Origin of the sequence: Tardiphaga sp. 20_F10_N6_6 (assembly GCF_052076045.1) — a bacterium.
Lineage (GTDB): Bacteria > Pseudomonadota > Alphaproteobacteria > Rhizobiales > Xanthobacteraceae > Tardiphaga > Tardiphaga robiniae.
In genome coordinates, this window is sequence record NZ_CP197239.1 from 1,251,133 (window position 1) to 1,268,508 (window position 17,376).

The 17,376-nt window shown below is 61.5% G+C and carries 22 protein-coding genes; 11 read left to right on the forward strand and 11 right to left on the reverse strand.

All coding sequences use genetic code 11. The features are described 5' to 3' along the window. Window positions 1–202: 202 nt before the first annotated feature. The gene (locus AB7813_RS05945) at window positions 203–682 is read right to left on the reverse strand and encodes an MgtC/SapB family protein (RefSeq protein WP_093758331.1); all 480 of its coding nucleotides are present in this window, start codon (window positions 680–682) and stop codon (window positions 203–205) included. 128 nt (window positions 683–810) lie between these two features. Between AB7813_RS05945 and AB7813_RS05950 the strand changes: the two genes are divergently transcribed. Both AB7813_RS05950 and AB7813_RS05955 read left to right on the forward strand, forming a co-directional pair. After that, entirely contained in the window at window positions 811–1,494 is a 684-nt protein-coding gene (locus tag AB7813_RS05950) for a DUF2161 domain-containing phosphodiesterase (protein ID WP_439064029.1), read from the forward strand. 126 nt (window positions 1,495–1,620) lie between these two features. Next, window positions 1,621–1,920, forward strand: coding sequence for a hypothetical protein (locus tag AB7813_RS05955; protein WP_089263988.1), 300 nt, complete (start codon window positions 1,621–1,623; stop codon window positions 1,918–1,920). An 89-nt stretch (window positions 1,921–2,009) separates the two neighbouring features. On the opposite strand, the gene AB7813_RS05960 is transcribed toward AB7813_RS05955, so the two are convergent. Further along, window positions 2,010–2,642, reverse strand: coding sequence for a GNAT family N-acetyltransferase (locus tag AB7813_RS05960; protein WP_309945721.1), 633 nt, complete (start codon window positions 2,640–2,642; stop codon window positions 2,010–2,012). 173 nt (window positions 2,643–2,815) lie between these two features. After that, window positions 2,816–3,214 carry a PaaI family thioesterase gene (locus AB7813_RS05965; protein ID WP_093759062.1) on the reverse strand — a complete coding sequence of 133 codons (399 nt, stop codon included), beginning with the start codon at window positions 3,212–3,214 and terminating at the stop codon, window positions 2,816–2,818. Window positions 3,215–3,327: 113 nt separating this feature from the next. Between AB7813_RS05965 and AB7813_RS05970 the strand changes: the two genes are divergently transcribed. After that, complete coding sequence (locus AB7813_RS05970; protein WP_439064030.1) at window positions 3,328–4,110, forward strand: cobalamin-binding protein; 783 nt, start codon at window positions 3,328–3,330, stop codon at window positions 4,108–4,110. Window positions 4,111–4,151: 41 nt separating this feature from the next. Here AB7813_RS05970 and AB7813_RS05975 read toward each other — a convergent pair whose 3' ends face one another. Continuing rightward, window positions 4,152–4,859, reverse strand: a complete 708-nt coding sequence (locus AB7813_RS05975; RefSeq protein WP_439064634.1) for a pyridoxamine 5'-phosphate oxidase family protein — start codon at window positions 4,857–4,859, stop codon at window positions 4,152–4,154. Window positions 4,860–4,977: 118 nt separating this feature from the next. Between AB7813_RS05975 and pdxR the strand changes: the two genes are divergently transcribed. From pdxR to AB7813_RS05990, 3 genes are all read left to right on the forward strand, one after another. Further along, window positions 4,978–6,471, forward strand: a complete 1,494-nt coding sequence (pdxR, locus tag AB7813_RS05980) for a MocR-like pyridoxine biosynthesis transcription factor PdxR (protein ID WP_439083368.1) — start codon at window positions 4,978–4,980, stop codon at window positions 6,469–6,471. 122 nt (window positions 6,472–6,593) lie between these two features. Next, the gene (locus AB7813_RS05985; RefSeq protein ID WP_165826841.1) at window positions 6,594–6,746 is read left to right on the forward strand and encodes a hypothetical protein; all 153 of its coding nucleotides are present in this window, start codon (window positions 6,594–6,596) and stop codon (window positions 6,744–6,746) included. A 13-nt stretch (window positions 6,747–6,759) separates the two neighbouring features. Then, window positions 6,760–7,005 (forward strand): DUF6719 family protein, encoded by a 246-nt coding sequence (locus AB7813_RS05990; RefSeq protein ID WP_439064032.1) that lies wholly within the window; start codon window positions 6,760–6,762, stop codon window positions 7,003–7,005. 15 nt (window positions 7,006–7,020) lie between these two features. On the opposite strand, the gene AB7813_RS05995 is transcribed toward AB7813_RS05990, so the two are convergent. The 4 genes from AB7813_RS05995 to AB7813_RS06010 all read right to left on the reverse strand — a co-directional run bounded on the left by AB7813_RS05995 (window position 7,021) and on the right by AB7813_RS06010 (window position 9,077). After that, window positions 7,021–7,857, reverse strand: coding sequence for an SDR family NAD(P)-dependent oxidoreductase (locus AB7813_RS05995; RefSeq protein WP_439064033.1), 837 nt, complete (start codon window positions 7,855–7,857; stop codon window positions 7,021–7,023). Further along, window positions 7,857–8,270, reverse strand: coding sequence for a nuclear transport factor 2 family protein (locus tag AB7813_RS06000; protein WP_439064635.1), 414 nt, complete (start codon window positions 8,268–8,270; stop codon window positions 7,857–7,859). The genes AB7813_RS05995 and AB7813_RS06000 overlap by 1 nt, the downstream gene beginning before the upstream one ends. Before the next feature lie 211 nt (window positions 8,271–8,481). Next, window positions 8,482–8,868: a hypothetical protein gene (locus AB7813_RS06005; RefSeq protein WP_439064034.1), complete on the reverse strand. Its 387-nt coding sequence runs from the start codon at window positions 8,866–8,868 to the stop codon at window positions 8,482–8,484. Window positions 8,869–8,915: 47 nt separating this feature from the next. Then, a complete protein-coding gene (locus AB7813_RS06010) occupies window positions 8,916–9,077 on the reverse strand; it encodes a hypothetical protein (RefSeq protein WP_175366113.1) in 162 nt (53 codons plus the stop codon). A 333-nt stretch (window positions 9,078–9,410) separates the two neighbouring features. Here AB7813_RS06010 and AB7813_RS06015 point away from each other — a divergent pair, with 333 nt between their 5' ends. Next, window positions 9,411–9,656 (forward strand): hypothetical protein, encoded by a 246-nt coding sequence (locus tag AB7813_RS06015; protein ID WP_439064035.1) that lies wholly within the window; start codon window positions 9,411–9,413, stop codon window positions 9,654–9,656. Between the two features lie 36 nt (window positions 9,657–9,692). Here the strand turns inward: AB7813_RS06015 and AB7813_RS06020 are convergent, their stop codons facing one another. Continuing rightward, complete coding sequence (locus AB7813_RS06020; RefSeq protein WP_439064636.1) at window positions 9,693–10,208, reverse strand: CreA family protein; 516 nt, start codon at window positions 10,206–10,208, stop codon at window positions 9,693–9,695. A gap of 229 nt (window positions 10,209–10,437) precedes the next feature. On the opposite strand from AB7813_RS06020, the gene AB7813_RS06025 reads away from it, so the two are divergent. The 4 genes from AB7813_RS06025 to AB7813_RS06040 all read left to right on the forward strand — a co-directional run bounded on the left by AB7813_RS06025 (window position 10,438) and on the right by AB7813_RS06040 (window position 14,405). Further along, window positions 10,438–12,057, forward strand: a complete 1,620-nt coding sequence (locus AB7813_RS06025; protein WP_439064036.1) for a L,D-transpeptidase family protein — start codon at window positions 10,438–10,440, stop codon at window positions 12,055–12,057. 97 nt (window positions 12,058–12,154) lie between these two features. Further along, entirely contained in the window at window positions 12,155–12,730 is a 576-nt protein-coding gene (locus AB7813_RS06030) for a glutathione peroxidase (RefSeq protein ID WP_441228966.1), read from the forward strand. Between the two features lie 150 nt (window positions 12,731–12,880). Then, entirely contained in the window at window positions 12,881–13,825 is a 945-nt protein-coding gene (locus tag AB7813_RS06035; RefSeq protein ID WP_439064037.1) for a polysaccharide deacetylase family protein, read from the forward strand. 22 nt (window positions 13,826–13,847) lie between these two features. Continuing rightward, a complete protein-coding gene (locus AB7813_RS06040; RefSeq protein WP_439064038.1) occupies window positions 13,848–14,405 on the forward strand; it encodes a dihydrofolate reductase family protein in 558 nt (185 codons plus the stop codon). A gap of 7 nt (window positions 14,406–14,412) precedes the next feature. Here the strand turns inward: AB7813_RS06040 and AB7813_RS06045 are convergent, their stop codons facing one another. Next, window positions 14,413–14,868 carry a DoxX family protein gene (locus tag AB7813_RS06045; protein WP_439064039.1) on the reverse strand — a complete coding sequence of 152 codons (456 nt, stop codon included), beginning with the start codon at window positions 14,866–14,868 and terminating at the stop codon, window positions 14,413–14,415. A 197-nt stretch (window positions 14,869–15,065) separates the two neighbouring features. Then, the gene (locus AB7813_RS06050; protein WP_068731100.1) at window positions 15,066–17,375 is read right to left on the reverse strand and encodes an NADP-dependent malic enzyme; all 2,310 of its coding nucleotides are present in this window, start codon (window positions 17,373–17,375) and stop codon (window positions 15,066–15,068) included. Between the last annotated feature and the right edge of the window lies 1 nt (window position 17,376).

A 17,376-nucleotide genomic window follows, 5' to 3' on the forward strand; every position in this document is an offset into this window, starting at 1 on the left:
AATACTTGGGACCAAACGGAAACGAATCTGCCGCCCTTCAGTTGGCGGTCACGTCGGGTCCAGGAGTCCGGTGCGTATCGGGATCGACGGAGCTTTACGCTGCTTCGCAGCAAAAGGCCAATCATTGCTGCCATGTGCCGGCGAAATCGGGCGAATTGAGGTTAACCCTCACAGAATTGCGCCAGCACCGGTATTTTGTCGCTCAAATTTCGCTGGGAGGCTTTTTAACGTCCTCTTCCGTCTTTGGCCCCTCCTGCTTGAAAGGTACCAGGAGCCAAAGAGTCAGGAAGGTGAACAGCGAGATGACGACCGCCACGTCATAGGCGCCGAGGCCCACGGCAGCGCCAGTTGCGCCGGTTGCCCACAGACTGGCTGCAGTGGCGGTACCACGCACCGAGCCGTTGTCTTTCAAAATGGCGCCGCCGCCGATAAATCCCATGCCGGTCATCAGGCCTTCGATGATACGCGCCGTGCCTTCGGGATGACCGTTCAGAAACCCCTCGGTCGCCTGGACGATGCCGCAAGTGGCAAGCGCCACCAGCGGAAAGGTCCGCAGCCCGGCGCTGCGCTCGGCGCGCTCGCGATTCCAGCCGATGGGCAGCGCCAGAACATAGGCGATCGACATGGCGATCAGATGCGGCAACAGACGAAAGCTGTCCGACATTTCCAGAAGGGTCTTCACCGCGGGTCTCCGATCGCACAGGGATAAGGCGCCTCGGGTGTCGCCGCGGGCCAACCCGGATAAACTCGGCCGGTGAGTCGCGGTTGCAGCGGCGCATCGTCTCATGGACCTCGGCTTGGACGTTCGATTTGGAAACTTCGCTCTACCTTCCGGTGAAACACTTCCTTGAAGGCCTTGGCTTTTCGGTCAAAGGCGAGATTGGCGGTTGCGATCTCGTGGCCCTGAATGGTGATGATCCGCCGATCGTCGTGATCGGCGAGCTCAAGCTCAGCTTCAATCTCGAATTGATCCTGCAGGCCGTCGATCGCGCTAGCGCTAGCGATGAAGTCTGGGTGGCGGCCAAGCTTTCGATCAAGGGCAAGGGCCGTGAAAGCGATGCGCGCTACCGCAACCTCTGCCGCCGACTTGGCTTCGGGATGTTGGGAATCACCGATGCCGGCGGCGTCGAGGTTCTGGTCGCGCCTGCCACTGTCGCGCCCCGACGCAATCCGAAGAAGCGTTCACGCCTCATCACCGAGCACAAGAAGCGCCAAGGCGATCCTGCGCTGGGTGGGAGCACCCGCGCACCGATCATGACGGCCTATCGCCAGCAGGCGCTGGCCTGCGCTGCGATGCTTGTCGTCGGTCCGCGCAAGGTGCGCGAGCTCACGCCTGATTATCCGGACGCGCAGAAGATCCTGCATCGCAACGTCTATGGCTGGTTCGAAAGTCCCGCGCGCGGCACCTACGCGCTCACCGATGCCGGCCACGCGGCGCTGAAACGCTGGCCGCAACCCCAACGGGATACCGCCCCGCCATCCGCTTTGTCGTAAAGCTACTGACCAAACTCTTTCTCGTGTTCCGGGAACAAGTTTGCATGGCTGCTTTGTCGCGGTAATTCCATATTGCAATGCAACAACTGCTCGCTTAGGTATCGCAAATCAACACTGAGGCGAGCGATGAGCGAAGACTGGAACACGAAATATGGAACGCGGCGCGTACGGCGCGATCCCCCGACCCTGGAAGAAGCCATCTTCGCCGCGATGGGTATCACCGAGGACCTCGATCAGCAGGCGGAGATCGCCGCCTCGCTGATGGGCATGCCGTTCGACGCCGTGCAGGCTGAAGTGAAGAAGGCCAATCGTTCGACCGGCACGCTGCGCGTGACCCGCGTTATCGCAGGCGAGCAAGGTGCTCAGCGTTCGGTGGTCGTGGAACGTCGCGTGACGCGCAAATTCGGTAACGACAAGCGCATCTGATTTTGAGGGCGCTCACAGCCCTCCCCGCAGTCGCAAAAAAGGCCTCGTTCACCACGAGGCCTTTTTCTTTGTCGCGATAGTTTCTTGGCTCAGGACGATTTGCCCCAGCCGGCGAGCTTCAACCACAGACCCCAGTAAGCCCGGTTATAGTCGGCCACCGCGCGCGCCACATCGAGCGCCGAGGTCTTGGGCTGCGGCGCGACACCAGCGCCCATGGGATCGCGCAGGTCTATAACTCCCGTGGATTCGCCGTGCCGGAACGACAGGTGCGCACCAAACTTGTTGGCCAGTGCACGCATCGCATCGTTCTGCGCGCCGGTGGTGATGCGCAGCTTCGTATAGCCCATCGACTGCGCCTTCGCGATCAGCTTCGTGAACAGGATGCTGCCAACGCCCTTGCGGCGCACGATGGCTTCAACGCTGAAGGCAATCTCGGGCAGCGAGTCCGGCGACAGGTCGGCTTGATGCAATTCGGCGGCGCCGCGCACGATGCCATCCTCGAAGTAAACGAGAATGACGGTGCCGGTATTGACGGACTTCTCGGCGTAACGTGCGACCCATTCGTCGTCGAGCGAACCGTTGAAACGATCGCGGCGGCTCTCGCGATCCAGTCTCAAGAGATGTTCGCGGAACAGCGGCAGCTCGCGGGCTGCAAGGACACGCACATGTCCGCGGGCCGGAGCCCGAGTCGAAATGGCAATGGTGGTGGCTGCGTCTAACATGGTCAAAATCCTCAAGTTGCCCTCGAGGAAAGCGTCGATTCCCTAGACACCCTATATTGTGCGACGCACCATGAAATTCAAGGGCGTAGATGCCGCACCTGCCAGCGCCCACTGCAAGTGAGCCATGCAATTATCCAGCATTAACAAAACCTTAAGCGCGACACACCACCGCCTTACAGCACCAGTTGGGTCTGCGTCACGACGCCCACCAGCTTGCCCTCTTCGGTCTCGATTCGGGTCTGCCATACCTGCGTTCTGCGCCCCCGATGAACCGGCGTTGCGATCGCGCGCACGGTGCTTCCTGCTTTCGCCCCGCCTGTGAAATTGGTCTTACTCTCGATGGTCGTCGTTCCCTTGGCGCCCTCCGGCAGATTGATGACCGTCGCCGCCGCACCAACCGCATCGGCGAGCGCCATCACCGCGCCGCCATGGATCGTATGGCCGAGTGTGCACAGGTCCTCGCGCACCAGCATCGTGGCAACGACGCGCTCCAGGTCGGCGTCGGTAAAGGTCACACCCATCGAGACGGAAAACGGCATCGCGAGGCTGTGGATCTTGTCGAGCGGCGTCATGCTGGCCTCAACTCCCTGGGGTTTGTCTTGCCCATCATCATGCGGGCTTGATGAAATTTCACGACACAACACCCTGCCGTGACAAGCTCTTTGTTAACAGGCATATCGACGTCATGCGCCACTTCCCGCCACGCCGGATCGTCTGCCTTACGGAAGAGACCGTGGAGACGCTGTATCTACTCGGCGAGCAGGATCGCATCGTCGGCGTTTCCGGCTATGCGGTGCGGCCGCCGCAGGTGCGGCGCGAGAAGCCGCGGGTGTCCGCGTTCATCTCAGCCGATGTGCCGAAGATCCTCGCACTCGATCCTGACCTTGTGCTGTGCTTCTCCGATCTGCAGGCTGAAATCGCCGCAGACCTGACGCGCGCTGGCATCGCCGTTCATGTATTCAACCAGCGCGACATCGCCGGCATTCTGGCGATGATCCGCACGCTCGGCGCGATGGTGGACGCCAGCGAACGCGCAAATCAGCTCGCAACGCGCTTGGAGCTGCGACTTTCCAGCGTCAATGCTGCAGCAAACTTGCGGCAAAACAAGCCGCGCGTCTATTTCGAGGAATGGGACGAGCCGCTGATTACCGGGATCGGCTGGGTGTCCGAACTGATCGAGATCGCCGGCGGCGAAGACGCTTTTCCGCAGCTTCGACATCAGAAGGCAGCGAAGGATCGCATCGTCATGCCTGCCGACGTGATTGCCGCGGCCCCCGATGTGATCCTCGCTTCGTGGTGCGGCAAGAAAGTCGTGCCCGATAAAATCCGGCAGCGACCGGGCTGGAACACGATTCCTGCCGTGCGCGACAATCGCATCGTCGAAATCAAATCGCCGCTGATCCTGCAGCCAGGACCAGCAGCGTTGACGGACGGACTCGACGCGATCGTCGCGGCGCTGTGGCCGTAACCGGCACGAGCACCGACGCCGTCATCTGCGATGCTCGCCCCTTACCCCTTCGGGAATTGCAGAAAATAGGCATCTGTCAGCGCATCTTCGAGCAGCCGGCCTTCCGAATATGCTTGCAAGGATGCAGGCCGTTCGACGCCGGGCAACAACCGCGGACACGGCTCCGGCGCACCGATCACCGTCCTCACCGGAATGCGCTCGGCATAGATCGGCAGTTCGTAATCCTCCTCATCGTCAGCCACGCCCTTGGCGCGAATTTTTGCCGACGCCTCCTCGATCTCCATGGCGATGAAGGACGTCGCCTTCATCTCCTGTGCCGTGGTCTCGCGCAGACTTGCCGTACGATCCGGAAAGAAACGGTCGACCATGGCGATGCCAGCCTGCTCCTTCTCGTCGGGATCGGTGACGAGATAAGCGTTTCCGAATGCCATCACCGCACGGTAGTCCGCTGAATGATTGAAGCCGCAACGTGCCAGCACGAGGCTGTCGAGAAAGGCCACCGTGAGACAGACCCGTTGCTGCGCGTTCTGGTTCTTCAGCATGCGGCTCGCGCTACTGCCGTGCCAGTACAGTTTCGTGCCTTCGCGCCAGAAGAAGGTCGGCGTGCAATAGGGCTGCCCGTCGATCACGTAGGACACATGGCACATCATCGATGCGTCCAGAATTTGATGCACGGTCTCGTGGTCATAGAAGCCGCGGTCATGGCGTCGCTTCACGCGATTGCGCGCCGTGAGCGGATATGACGCGATGTCTGCGTTCGTCGGTTCATCGGTCTTCAGTTCGGCTGTGGTCACGGCAATTCCCCGTCAATTGGAAGCGTTCGAATGTGTTGTACCGCCACATTTGGTCTGCGATAGTGCCAATTCCATGCGAAAAATTCCGACCAATTCAGCGAAGCCAATTTCGAAGCCCGAGCTGCCGCTCGATCTCACGGGCGCGCATATCACCGAAGGATCGTCCTCGCAGGATCGGCTCTATCAGGCGCTGTGTCATGCCATCACCGGCGGCGTCGCCAAGCCCGGCGAAGCTTTGCCGCCGTCCCGTATTCTCGCCAAGCAAACCGGCATTCAGCGCAACGCCGTCACCAATGCCTATGAGCGGCTGATCGCCGATGGCTTTGCCATTGCACGCGTCGGCTCCGGCACTTTCGTCGCCGCGCGTATCCCGACGCGGAGCAGCAGCAAGCCGACAAAGACCATCGCCATCGACGCACCGCAGCGGGGCACGCTCGCGCTCGGCTGCACGCATATCGACGAACACGCGCTGCGCCGCTTTCGCGCATTCGCCGGCCGCCGCCTGCGCGCATTCGGCAGCGAGCATCTGCATTACGGCGATCCGCGCGGCAGCTTTGAGCTGCGCACCGCCATCGCCAATCATCTTCTGTCAGCGCGCGGGCTGCGCTGCGATCCCGATCAGATCATGCTGACATCGGGCACACAGCATGGGCTGCGCATCGTGCTCAGTGCTATCCTCAAGCCAGGCGAACAGATCTGGTGCGAAGACCCCGGCTATCCTGCCGCTCGAAAGTCGATTGAACATTGCGGCGCGCGGCCGGTGTCGGTCCCGGTCGATGACTTCGGCCTGATCGTCGCCAGGGGCCGTGCCACGGCGCCATCTGCGCGCGCGGCCTATGTCACGCCCTCGCATCAATTTCCACTCGGCGTGCAAATGGCGATGCCGCGGCGTCTTGAATTGCTCGACTGGGCGAAGGACGCCGGCGCATGGATATTCGAAGACGATTACGACAGCGAGTTTCGCTATGACGGCGCGCCGTTGCTGTCGCTCGCCGGCATCGATCACCTGCAACGCGTGATCTATATGGGCACGTTTGCCAAGACTCTGTTTCCCGGTCTGCGCATCGGCTACTGCGCCCTGCCCGAACGCCTGATTGGCCCGGTCACGACGGCGCGCGCGGCGATGGACCGCTTTCCCGGCACATTGATGGAAGGCGCCGTCGCCGACATGTTGAACTCCGGCGCCTTCGCAGCCAACCTGCGCAAGATGCGGAACATCTATCGCGAGGCGCGCGACGCTCTGGCGACGACGTTGACGGATGCGTCGGACGGGCAACTGACCGTGCCGGTGCCGTCACAGGGCCTGCATCTGGTGGCGAAGTTCGCGCCCGCGACGTCGCTTGAGATCGCCGCAGAGGCCAAGGCTGCGGCCGGCGTCGAGGGCTGGTTGCTGGCTGACACCTATCTGCGTGCCCGCCCTGCGCCGGGCTTCGTGCTCGGCTTCGCCGGCCATCCCATTCGTCAACTTGTCGCATCGGCGGAAAAACTGGCGAAAGCCTCAGCGGCGAGTTTGCGCGCGCACCGCAAGCCTGCGGCAAAGACGCGTGGAACCCGCGCGGGGGGCTAAAACTTAAGGCTGGCTGGCACTCAGTGCCGGCGATCGCTGCGCTTCTAGAATCGGATGCGCCTCCCTACAATCCAGGCAGACAGAATGCCCAGCAGGCAGATCTGCCGCCCAACGGAGACCTCATGTCCGGCAATCGCAACGTGCTCTATCTGATCATCGGCGCGCTGATCGTCGGCATCGGCGTGCTCGGCTACAATCTCTACCAGACCAAGAAAGAACCCAGCGGGCTGCAGATCAATGTCGGCCCCGACGGCCTCAAGATCCAGAACAAGTAATAAAGGTCGCACAATGCGCTCGGCAATTTGGCTATCAGGAATTCTGGCTTCGCTTGCGTTGACGACGCCGGCGCTGGCGATCGATCAGGTCAACCGCGAACAGGACATTGTTGATGTCCGCCTCGGCCAGCGCATTCTGGTCGATGACGGCTCTTGCCCCACCGGCCAGATCAAGGAAGTGTCCGGCACGACGCTGACCACGTCCGGTGTGACGCGTGTTCGCAAATGCGTTCCCCGCGCGGGTACCAAGACGCGCTAGTCCAAGAGATGCTCATCAATGCCGCAGTGGCTCGCTTGGCGGCACCGGTGAACCGGTCTGGCCCACACTCGCACCGCCATCGATCGCCAGCGTAATCCCCGTGATCCAGCGCGCCTCGTCGCTGGCAAGAAACAGAACACCATACCCGATATCCCAGCCGGTCCCTTCGGTACCCAGCAGTGTGCCCGCTGCGCGCGCCTTGCGCATCTCATCGCTCATGCCACGCGACGCCACCATCGGCGTATAGACCGTGCCGGGAGCGATGCAGTTGACGCGAATGCCGTCGCGGCCGTGATGTGCCGCCATCGCTCTGGTGAGGCCGATCACCGCCGATTTCGACGTTGGATACAACAAGCTCGGATGGCCACCACGCAGGCCGGCGATCGACGTCAGGTTGATGATCGAGCCGCCGCCGGATTTCATCATTTCCGGAATCGCATACTTCGCCATCAGCATCATTGAGGCAACGTTGATACGCATGGCGCCGTCCCAGGCGCGGTCGTCGACCTCGATGGCGTCGCCGCGCGGCCCGGTGAGGCCAACATTGTTGACGAGGATATCAAGACGGCCAAAGCCTTCGACGGTGCGTTCGACGATCGCCTCGCATGACGCGCGATCACTGACATCGCCGTCATAGATCTGCGTGATGCCGCCCTCCACAGCGATCAATCGCGCGGTTTCTTCGGCAGCGTCTACGTCGGTGTCGACCAACGCGACGCGCGCGCCGTGCCGTGCAAGTAGCACCGCCGCGGCACGTCCGTTGCCAATGCCATCGCCGCGGGAACCCGCGCCGGTGATAATGGCAACCTTGCCTTTCAATCGATCGTCACGCTGGGGCCGGGCCATATCCATCAGAACATGCCGTTGCTGTTTGCGGACTTTTCCGGGATCGGTTGAACGGCATCCCAATGCTCGACGATCTTGCCATTCTCAAGCTTGAAGATGTCGATGATCGCGTTGCCGCGCGTGCCCTTTTCGCGCACGGCATGGACATGCAGGATCACATAATCACCGTCGGCGAAGACCTGCTTGATCTCGCTATGCGAGTCCGGGAATTTCTCCCGCAGGAAACCAATAAAGCCTTTGAAGCCCTCGATGCCGTCAGCCGCATTGGGATTGTGCTGAACGTAACGCGGACCGAAATATTTGGATGCCGCCTCGAAGTCCTTTTGGTTGAGGCCCTTCTCATAGAATTCGACGACGGTTTTCTTGTTGGTGTCCTGGGTGCTGGCATCTGCGGCCAACGCCGCGCTGGACAGAAACATTGACACACAGGCGAAGCCGATCGAAACAAATCGCATAAAAAATCCCTCGGTTCCCACCAATTCAATTAGTAGCGAATCCACCCACCTAACGGTGGTGTAGCAAAACGCTATCATCGGCAGTAACGGGATGACGAGAGGGAAAGACAGAAATCCGCGATCATTTTGGCGCGACGACGCAGCGCAAAAAGATCACGCGAACTAACTGAGTGGTTCAATCCAGCGGCGCCGGATCATACATGCATTGCAGGGTCGGCTTCGCGATCTGCGTGAAGGTCGCGCTGATCATCGACTGCTTGGATGCCGGGATCCAGTCCTTCTCGATGGCAGGCACGCCGCGCTCGCTAATGCCCCGCAGCAGTGCCTCGCGCAAATCGACGTCTTCCACCGTTGCTACAGCATGGTCATGCAGGCAGCCGCACACTTCTTCTGGATGCGCCCATCGCCCGACCATATGCGGCGAGCACAGGCGGACGAATTCGCCGCGCTGGTCCGGCAATTTCCGCCACGACCAGATCTGCGCCTGCGCTGCACTTCCCGTGATGGAACTTGCAAGGGTGGCAGCGACAACAATGGCGGTCAGAACACGTGGTCGGGTCATTTCAAAACTTTTCTTGTTGTTTCTCGGTTGTCTACCCGCGATCGAAATCAGCGTACGTAGGCCACAACCATCGGCGCAGCAGCACTGATCGCGGGCGAACCGGTAAAGGCGAACGTACCGATACCGGGTAGGTTACCATCGGTGGAACCGGCCATCGACGGGCCGGCCAGGATGAAGGCGAAAGCGAGGATGAAGCTGATGGTGCGCATCTGACGTCTCCAGTTCGGCAGCGCTTCCCGCCGCGTCGTTGGCAAATGGATAACCAATGGCGGTTTCGGCACGTCTGCGACCCAAGAGGAAAATGGTTTCGTCTGCCTGCTCAATTGTTTCGTCGCGCCCATCCGACGACACAATCCGGGCGGTTACTATGCGAACGGCTCGAAAAGAACGCCTTGGAAAGGATGTCTCGAAAGTTCGTCTGGCTGTCGCACGCCCTTAACAAAACTGAACCTAAACGCGGCTAAAGCGACTTCAGGAGAGCGTATGCAACCTTTTCAGGCGACTGCGCGTTTCTGTTCACTTGGAAGAGAAGGAATGCAGTCGTGGGAACTGGCAACAACGACGTTGGCAAGGATACCCCGATCAGCGCCCCCGGACGGCCACTGATCTCCACGGTACACGCGCGCGCTAAATGCCAAGGCGCCATGTCGCAGCAGGGCTACGGCTCGCACGGCAACGAGTGCTATCCGCAGCAGCTGGTCCAGCTCGTGGGCTATCGTGACCCGCAGCCGCAGCAGTCATGGGACCGCTTGCGCACGAAACGCGTCATCACCCACTCCGTTGAATAGCGAAGCACAGCTAAGTTCTAGCGGCCAATAGCTCGCTTATTTGATGAAGTCGCCGCATTTCTGCACGGCGGCGTCTGACTGCCCCCAGGGCATGATCGGAACTGATGACGTCGAGTTCTTCGGCGAACCCTCGATGATCCGGTCCGAATACACCATGTAAACCAGCACGTTTCGCTTGGCGTCGCAGCCGCGGACGATTTGCATTTTCTTGAAGAAAAGGCTGCGGCGCTGACGGAACATGTCCTCGCCCTGATCGCTCTTGGCCTTGAACGTGATGGGACCGATCTGCCGGCACGCGAGCGAGATGTCCGAGACTTCTTCGGCCAGACCGAGCCAGCCCTTGAAGCCGCCTTTTTCCGGCACCGTGAAGTGACAGGCCACGCCGTCGACTTCGGGGTCGTCGACGCCATAGGTCGCCAGCTTGTCGTTCGGACTGAGCCATTTGAACACGGTGGAGCGCCGAAAGATCAGATCCGGCTCGTCCGCAGCGTGTGCCGGGACAATTGCCAACGCCGCGAATGCCGAAAGCGCCAGGACGCCGCGCCGCAACATCTTGGTGAGCCCGCCAGATCCATTAAACGTCATGCAACTCTCCGTGACCGATCCAGAATATGTAGGCATTCCAACCGGATTCGGAAGCCAGGATGCCCCTCTGTTAATTCAATGTGAGGCTTTTTTGCTAGGCTGATCCCGACTCAGCGGTAGCCAGATCACTCATGCTGGTGAACCCATCTCGCGCCTGCGAGACTAATGTTTTCAGATGGATTCGAGGATATTGGACGTGGGTGTATTTCAGTTGTCGTGGAGATCAACGGACAAGAGCCACTTTCTGGGCAGCACGATTTTTTCCGGCAGCTTCCTGCGGATCGCACTCGTCGCCATGGCCGGCATGACCGTGGCGGCGCCTGCCGATGCGGCGGTGTTCTGGACCGACGAAAATCCAATGATCATGCGGGAGATCGAACCGCCGGCGCCGCAACCGCAGCAGCGCCAGAAAAAGCTGAAGCGCCTTGGCGCCAAACTCGAGAAACAGGTCAAGGAACACGCCAAGCCGGTCGGCCCGCTGGTGATCGCCATCTCGATCGAGCGACAGTCCCTGCGGGTATTCGACGCCAATGGCCTGTTCGCGGAGACGCCGGTCTCCACCGGCATGCGCGGCCATTCGACGCCCATGGGCGTGTTCAGCATCATCCAGAAGAACAAATGGCACCGCTCCAACATCTATAGCGGCGCGCCGATGCCCTACATGCAGCGCATCACCTGGTCGGGCATTGCTTTGCATGCCGGCGCGCTGCCAGGCTATCCGGCGTCCCACGGCTGCATCCGCATGCCGATGGCCTTTGCGACCAAGATCTGGGGCTGGACCCGCATGGGCGCCCGCGTGATCATCGCGCCCGGCGAAATCTCCCCGGCGGAAATCTCGCATCCGCTGCTCGCCGCTCAGAAGGCCGCGCCGGGTCCAGTCGCGGCAGCGGCGCCTCAAGACGTCCAGGCGTCGCCCAAGGCTGATAAGGCATCGGCAGATGCGAAGCTCCAAGACCTCGGTCTGAGGCCATCCGCCGCCGACCGCTCCAAGACTCAGGACAAGACCCAGACCGCCGATGCCAGCAATGCGATGACAAAACCGGCGCCTGCGACTGTGATGTCGGACGCCACACCTACAAAGGTCGAAACCGCCGTCAAAGCCGCCGAGCCCGAGATCATGACGCGCCGCGATCTCGACGCCGCGATCGCCAAGGTCGTCGAATTGCCGACCCCCGAGGTCAAATCGGCAGAGACCGTCGCGGAAGCGCCAGCCAAGCTTGAGCCTGCCAAAACGGAAGCCCCGAAGGCGGAAATCGCAAAAGCTGATGTCGCACCGGTCGCCGCCAGCGTACCCGACGTCAAGAAGGACGAAACGCGCCCCGCCGATTCAGCCAAGGCCGAGATGCCTGCCGCCGATGCGACGCCAAAGCGGTCCGGCCAGATTGCCGTGCTGGTCAGCGGCAAGGACGGCAAGCTCTATGTGCGGCAGAATTTCGCGCCGCTGTTCGAGACGCCGATCGCCATCAAGCCCAGCGATCGCCCGCTCGGCACTCACGTCTTTACCGCCCGTACCGACAAGGATCATGCCAAGGCATTTCACTGGACTGCAGTCTCGCTGCCTGCCGTCCCGCGTCGCGCCGACGAGGACGACAATGTTTCGCGTCGCCGCAAATCCACTGGCGCGGTTGAAGTGAAAACCCGTCCTCTGCCAAACAGCGCCGCAGAGGCGCTCGACCGCCTGACGATCCCTGCGGACGCGATGGCCCAGATCACCGAAGCGCTCGCGAGTGGCGGCTCCATCGTGGTGTCCGATCAGGGCATTGCCGCCGGCGGCGAGACCGGCCAGGGCACTGAATTCGTGGTGCCGCTGCGCTAGCTTCGTTCACTCCGGCCCTGTAACAGCTTGTTGAGTGCGTCATCTCGGAGATGACGCTACTCTGCTCGCGAAACAGGCTGGGCTACGACGAATGGCGATGATCAATCGCAGGCAGATACTGACAACGGTATTGGGCGCGGCAAGTGCCGTAGCGGTCGCGCGTCACGCCTCGGCGCAAGGCGCCGTGAGCCGCATGACCGCCTATGGCTTCGTGTTTCCCGGCCTCAAGGGTGGCGAAATCAAACTTGCCGACTATGCCGGCCGCCCGATCATGGTGGTCAACACCGCCTCGCAATGCGGCTTCACCCCGCAATATGCCGGGCTTCAGACACTGTGGACCGAGTTCCGCGAGCGCGGCTTGATGATCGTCGGCGTGCCCTCCAATGACTTCGGCGGACAGGAGCCGGGGGGCGCCAAGGAGATCGCCGACATTACCGAGGGACATTTCGGCATCGGTTTCCCGATGGCCGCCAAGACAATCGTGAAGGGACCGAACGCGCACCCCTTCTACAAATGGGCGGCCGAGGCACGGCCGCGCGACCTGCCGCGGTGGAACTTCCACAAATATCTGGTCGGCCGCGATGGCTATCTCACCGACTCCTTCGCCTCCGAATTCGAACCGACCGATACACGCATCAAGACCGCCGTCGGACGTGCCCTGACCGCGGCTTGAGCGGTTCAATATCGATCCAGCCACTGACTGGGGATAAGGGCCGTTGCCATAGCGGTACCGCCTGAAATCGCGCTAGAATTGCTGCCACGACCATCTGGATCAGCCCGGCCACCTCGCTGACGACGCTGGTCGTAGGTCAAGGGGAACGTGATGCGCAGTGCGGCAGGTCTGATTTTTGCGAGCGCGATTTCATTGTGGGCGGCAGGCGCACAGGCGCAGACACCCAAAGCCGGAGCCCCAGCGCCCGCCCCCACGGCAACGCCCGCGCCGCCACCGGCGCCCGCGGCTGCACCTGCTCCCGCCAAATCGACCTGCGCCAATCCCGATGCGCTCGGCGTCAGCCGTGTGGTCGAGATCGACACGACGGGCGGTCCGGGCTTCGGCTTCGAACATTTCAAGCAGCTCGACTTCCTGCGCGACAAGGAAGTGGTGCTGACCTTCGATGATGGTCCATGGCAGACCACAACGCCGACCGTGTTGAAGACGCTGGCCGACGAATGCGTCAAGGCAGTCTTCTTTCCGATCGGCAAGCACGCTACCTATTATCCGGAGGTGCTCAAGCAGGTCGCTGCGGCCGGCCATACCATCGGCGGACACACCTGGGCCCATATCGCGCTGACCAACAAGAAACTGACCCAGCAGCAGCGTATCGATGAAATCGAGAAAGGCTTCAGCGCCGTGAAGTGGGCACTCGGCTCAGCCCCAGCACCGTTCTTCCGCGCTCCGGCGCTGCAGCACCCGCCGGAAATCGTCACCTATCTGGGCACGCGCAACATGGCGATCTTCTCCTGTGACATCGACTCGTTCGACTTCAAGACGCGCAAATCCGAACAGGTCATCACCAATGTGATGACCAAGCTCGACAAGCTCGGCAAGGGTATCATCCTGATGCACGACTTCCAGAAGCACACCGCCGAAGCGTTGCCGACCCTGCTGCGCAAGCTCAAGGCCGGTGGCTACAAGGTCGTGCATATGCGTGCCAAGGCGCCCGTGCAGACCATCGCGTCCTATGATGAAGCGATCGTCAAAGACGCCAAGCTGCCGACGGTCAGCAGCCGTCCTGTGAACAGCGTCGTCCAGACGATCTCGGAATAATGAGGACTCGTCGACGCCCCTGATGCCTGCATTTCGCTTCAACGGCTACGTCATCGTCTCGGCGGACGGCATGCTCGCCGACGCCAGTGGCGTGATGCCCGATACCCTCAAATTTCCCGGCGACCTCGCCTTTTTCACCGCAGGTCTCGACCGTGCCGACCTGATCGTGCACGGCAGGCATTCGTTCGAGGATCAGCCGAACTCACCGAAGCGCAAGCGCATCATCGTCAGCCGCAGCATCGCTGCCGTAGGCCCCGATCCCGAAAACAACAAAGCCACGCTGTGGAATCCGGCCGGCGCATCTTTCGAAGACGCTTGCGCGCATGCGAGCGTTTATGCCGGCACCGTCGCCGTCATCGGCGGCCCCAGCGTATTCGAGATGTTCTTTGATCGCATCGACGTGTTTTGGCTGTCGCAGGCGCCGCATGTCCGCCTGCCCGGCGGCGAGGGATGCTTCCCCGGCGTCCCCGAACGATCACCGCAGGACATTCTCTCCAGTCACGGCCTGCAAGCGAGCGAGGTCCAGATCCTCGACTCCGCGCATGAAGTCACAGTAACGGCCTGGCGGCGGGTGTCCTGAGCGAGGACTATACTTCGTTGTAGCCGCCCGGCAGCCGCGCGCTGCGGCCGATACCGGCGATCATGAAGAGGCCGCCGATCAACGACAGGTTCTTCAGCGCGTGGATCATCTGGTTCTTGGCCTCAGGGCCTGCCAGGTTCCAGAAGTCGTGGAAGTAGAACGTTGCGGCCATCACGAACAGCACCAGCACCAGAGCGAAGAAGCGCGCGCCCAGGTTCAGCGCGACGAGGATACCACCGACCAGTTCCAGTGTTGCAACGGCGATTGCGAGAATCTGCTTCAATTCCATGCCTGCCAGCCCTTCGAGCTGCGTCGCATAGGGCGTCACAACCGTGGGGATCGTCGGGATAACCTTGTTCGCGATCGCATCTGCCGTTGCGCTGAGGTCGAGAAACTTGGATGCGCCGGACGCAATGAAGATCACGGCAAAGAGAATGCGCCCGAAAGTAATAAACGCTGGCATTGGTCGGCCTCGCTGGACTGCAATGAATACTTGTCGAAATACGTGACGAGTATGATCATTCCATCACATTTTTCAAACGAACAAATGGATGACCTCGTTGGCGTCATCCATTTGTCGCGATGCCTTTCAGATCGGCGAACTATCCAAAAGCGCAACGGCCGGGAAGCATCCAGCCAGCGCGAGGCTGACTGAACGCGCTAGCCGAAAAGGCTCGCCTGCGGACGCCCAGCCCGCTCCTGCGCCTCGACAGCCGCAACCGCCGTCATGTTGAGGATACCACGCGCTGTTACCCCCGGCGTCAGGATATGCGCCGGACGCGCCGGGCCGATCAGGATCGGGCCGACCGGGAGCGCATCCGCCAGCGTCTTGATCATCTGATAAGCGACATTGGCGGCATCGAGCGTCGGCATGATGAGGACATTCGCCGAGCCCTCGAGTTTCGAATGCGGCAGCACGATCTTGCGGGCTGCTTCCGACAGCGCGGTGTCGCCCTGCATTTCGCCATCGGACTCGATTTCCGGATGCTTCTCACGCAGCAATGCTGCGGCGCGGCGCATCTTGCGCGAAGAGTCCGTATCGTAGCTGCCAAAGTCAGAATGCGACACGAAAGCGATCTTCGGCTTCATGGCGAAGCGCTGCACGTGGTTGGCAGCGAGCGCCGCGATTTCCGCGAGTTCTTCCGCGCTCGGATTCGGACGCACCTGCGTATCAGCGATGAAGTGCGCACCCTTGCTGGTGATCATCAGCGACAGCGCTGCAAAATCGCTGACGCCCGGCAGGAAGCCGATGATCTCGCGCACATGGCGCAGATGGCTCATGTAGCGGCCTTCGACGCCGCAGATCATTGCATCCGCCTCGCCGCGGATCACGGCGAGCGCGGCGATCACCGTCGCATTGGTGCGGACGACCGTGCGCGCCGCATCCGGCGTCACGCCGCGACGGCCAGCCACGTCGATATAGGACTGCACGTAAGAGCGATAACGCGGATCGTCCTCGGGATTGATCAGGTCGAAATCCTGTCCGGCCTGGATCGCCAGACCGAACCGCTTGATGCGGGCTTCAACGACCGACGGACGGCCAACGAGAATCGGACGCGCCAGCTTCTCTTCCAGCACCACCTGCACGGCGCGCAGCACGCGCTCGTCTTCGCCTTCGGCATAGATCACGCGCACCGGCTGGGTCTTTGCCTTCGCGAAGACCGGCTTCATCACCAAACCGGAGCGGAATGCGAAACGCTCGAGACCTGCGGTGTATTCCTCGAAATTGGCGATCGGGCGCGAGGCCACGCCGGATTCCATCGCCGCCTTGGCGACGGCCGGCGCGATGCGCAGGATCAGGCGTGGATCGAACGGGCTCGGGATCAGCGACCCCGGACCGAAGCCCTGGGTCTCGTTGTCGAAGCCGGCGGTCACAGCATCCGACGGCGGGTCTTGCGCAAGCTGCGCGATGGCATCGACGGCAGCGATCTTCATTGCCTCATTGATCGCCGTCGCACCACAATCGAGTGCACCGCGGAAGATAAACGGGAAACAAAGGACGTTATTGACCTGGTTCGGAAAGTCCGACCGGCCGGTGCAGATCATCGCGTCCGGGCGTGCCTTGCGCGCTTCGTCCGGCATGATCTCCGGCGTCGGATTGGCCAGCGCCATCACCAGCGGCTTGTCGGCCATCGCCTTGACCATCTCGGGCTTCAGCACGCCCGGAGCGGAGACGCCCAAGAAAATATCGGCGCCGGCGATGACATCGCCCAGCACGCGCGCATCGGTCTTCTGCGCATAGACCGCTTTCCAGCGATCCATCAGGGTGTTGCGGCCCTCATGCACGACACCGTCGATATCGCAGACCCAGATGTTCTTCTTCTGCGCGCCCAGCGACACCAGAAGATTGAGACAGGCGATCGCCGCAGCGCCAGCACCCGAGCAGACGATCTTGACGTTCTTTATGTTCTTGCCGTTGAGCAGCAGCGCATTCTTGATCGCGGCGCCGACGATGATGGCGGTGCCATGCTGATCGTCGTGAAACACCGGGATCTTCATCCGCTCTTTAAGCTGCGCCTCGATCTCGAAACATTCCGGACCCTTGATGTCCTCAAGGTTGATGCCACCGAAGGTCGGCTCCAGTGCCGAGACGACCTCGACCACGCGCTCGATGGTGTCGGCGGCGATCTCGATGTCGAACACGTCGATGCCGGCGAACTTCTTGAACAGGACCGCCTTGCCTTCCATTACCGGCTTCGACGCCAGCGGACCGATATTGCCGAGACCGAGGACGGCCGTGCCGTTGGAGACGACGGCCACGAGATTGGCGCGCGAGGTCAGCGAAGCGGCTTCGTTGGGGTCGGCTGCGATCGCGAGACACGGCGCGGCTACGCCCGGCGAATAGGCCAGTGCCAGATCGCGCTGGTTGGCAAGCGGCTTGGTGGCCTGGATTTCCAGCTTACCCGGCCTGGGAAGGCGATGATAGGCAAGCGCCGCGCGCGAGAGATCGTCAGAAGATGAAGAAGACATG

Bases quoted from the DNA above. Each gene is read 5' to 3' on its own strand.
- AB7813_RS05955 (WP_089263988.1), top strand. From the start codon at position 1,621: ATGAGCGAAGACTGGAACACGAAATATGGAACGCGGCGCGTACGGCGC.
- AB7813_RS05960 (WP_309945721.1), bottom strand. From the start codon at position 2,642: ATGTTAGACGCAGCCACCACCATTGCCATTTCGACTCGGGCTCCGGCC.
- AB7813_RS05965 (WP_093759062.1), bottom strand. From the start codon at position 3,214: ATGACGCCGCTCGACAAGATCCACAGCCTCGCGATGCCGTTTTCCGTC.
- AB7813_RS05970 (WP_439064030.1), top strand. From the start codon at position 3,328: ATGCGCCACTTCCCGCCACGCCGGATCGTCTGCCTTACGGAAGAGACC.
- pdxR (WP_439083368.1), top strand. From the start codon at position 4,978: ATGCGAAAAATTCCGACCAATTCAGCGAAGCCAATTTCGAAGCCCGAG.
- AB7813_RS05985 (WP_165826841.1), top strand. From the start codon at position 6,594: ATGTCCGGCAATCGCAACGTGCTCTATCTGATCATCGGCGCGCTGATC.
- AB7813_RS05990 (WP_439064032.1), top strand. From the start codon at position 6,760: ATGCGCTCGGCAATTTGGCTATCAGGAATTCTGGCTTCGCTTGCGTTG.
- AB7813_RS05995 (WP_439064033.1), bottom strand. From the start codon at position 7,857: ATGGATATGGCCCGGCCCCAGCGTGACGATCGATTGAAAGGCAAGGTT.
- AB7813_RS06000 (WP_439064635.1), bottom strand. From the start codon at position 8,270: ATGTTTCTGTCCAGCGCGGCGTTGGCCGCAGATGCCAGCACCCAGGAC.
- AB7813_RS06005 (WP_439064034.1), bottom strand. From the start codon at position 8,868: ATGACCCGACCACGTGTTCTGACCGCCATTGTTGTCGCTGCCACCCTT.
- AB7813_RS06010 (WP_175366113.1), bottom strand. From the start codon at position 9,077: ATGCGCACCATCAGCTTCATCCTCGCTTTCGCCTTCATCCTGGCCGGC.
- AB7813_RS06020 (WP_439064636.1), bottom strand. From the start codon at position 10,208: ATGTTGCGGCGCGGCGTCCTGGCGCTTTCGGCATTCGCGGCGTTGGCA.
- AB7813_RS06030 (WP_441228966.1), top strand. From the start codon at position 12,155: ATGATCAATCGCAGGCAGATACTGACAACGGTATTGGGCGCGGCAAGT.
- AB7813_RS06035 (WP_439064037.1), top strand. From the start codon at position 12,881: ATGCGCAGTGCGGCAGGTCTGATTTTTGCGAGCGCGATTTCATTGTGG.
- AB7813_RS06040 (WP_439064038.1), top strand. From the start codon at position 13,848: ATGCCTGCATTTCGCTTCAACGGCTACGTCATCGTCTCGGCGGACGGC.
- AB7813_RS06045 (WP_439064039.1), bottom strand. From the start codon at position 14,868: ATGCCAGCGTTTATTACTTTCGGGCGCATTCTCTTTGCCGTGATCTTC.
- AB7813_RS06050 (WP_068731100.1), bottom strand. From the start codon at position 17,375: ATGTCTTCTTCATCTTCTGACGATCTCTCGCGCGCGGCGCTTGCCTAT.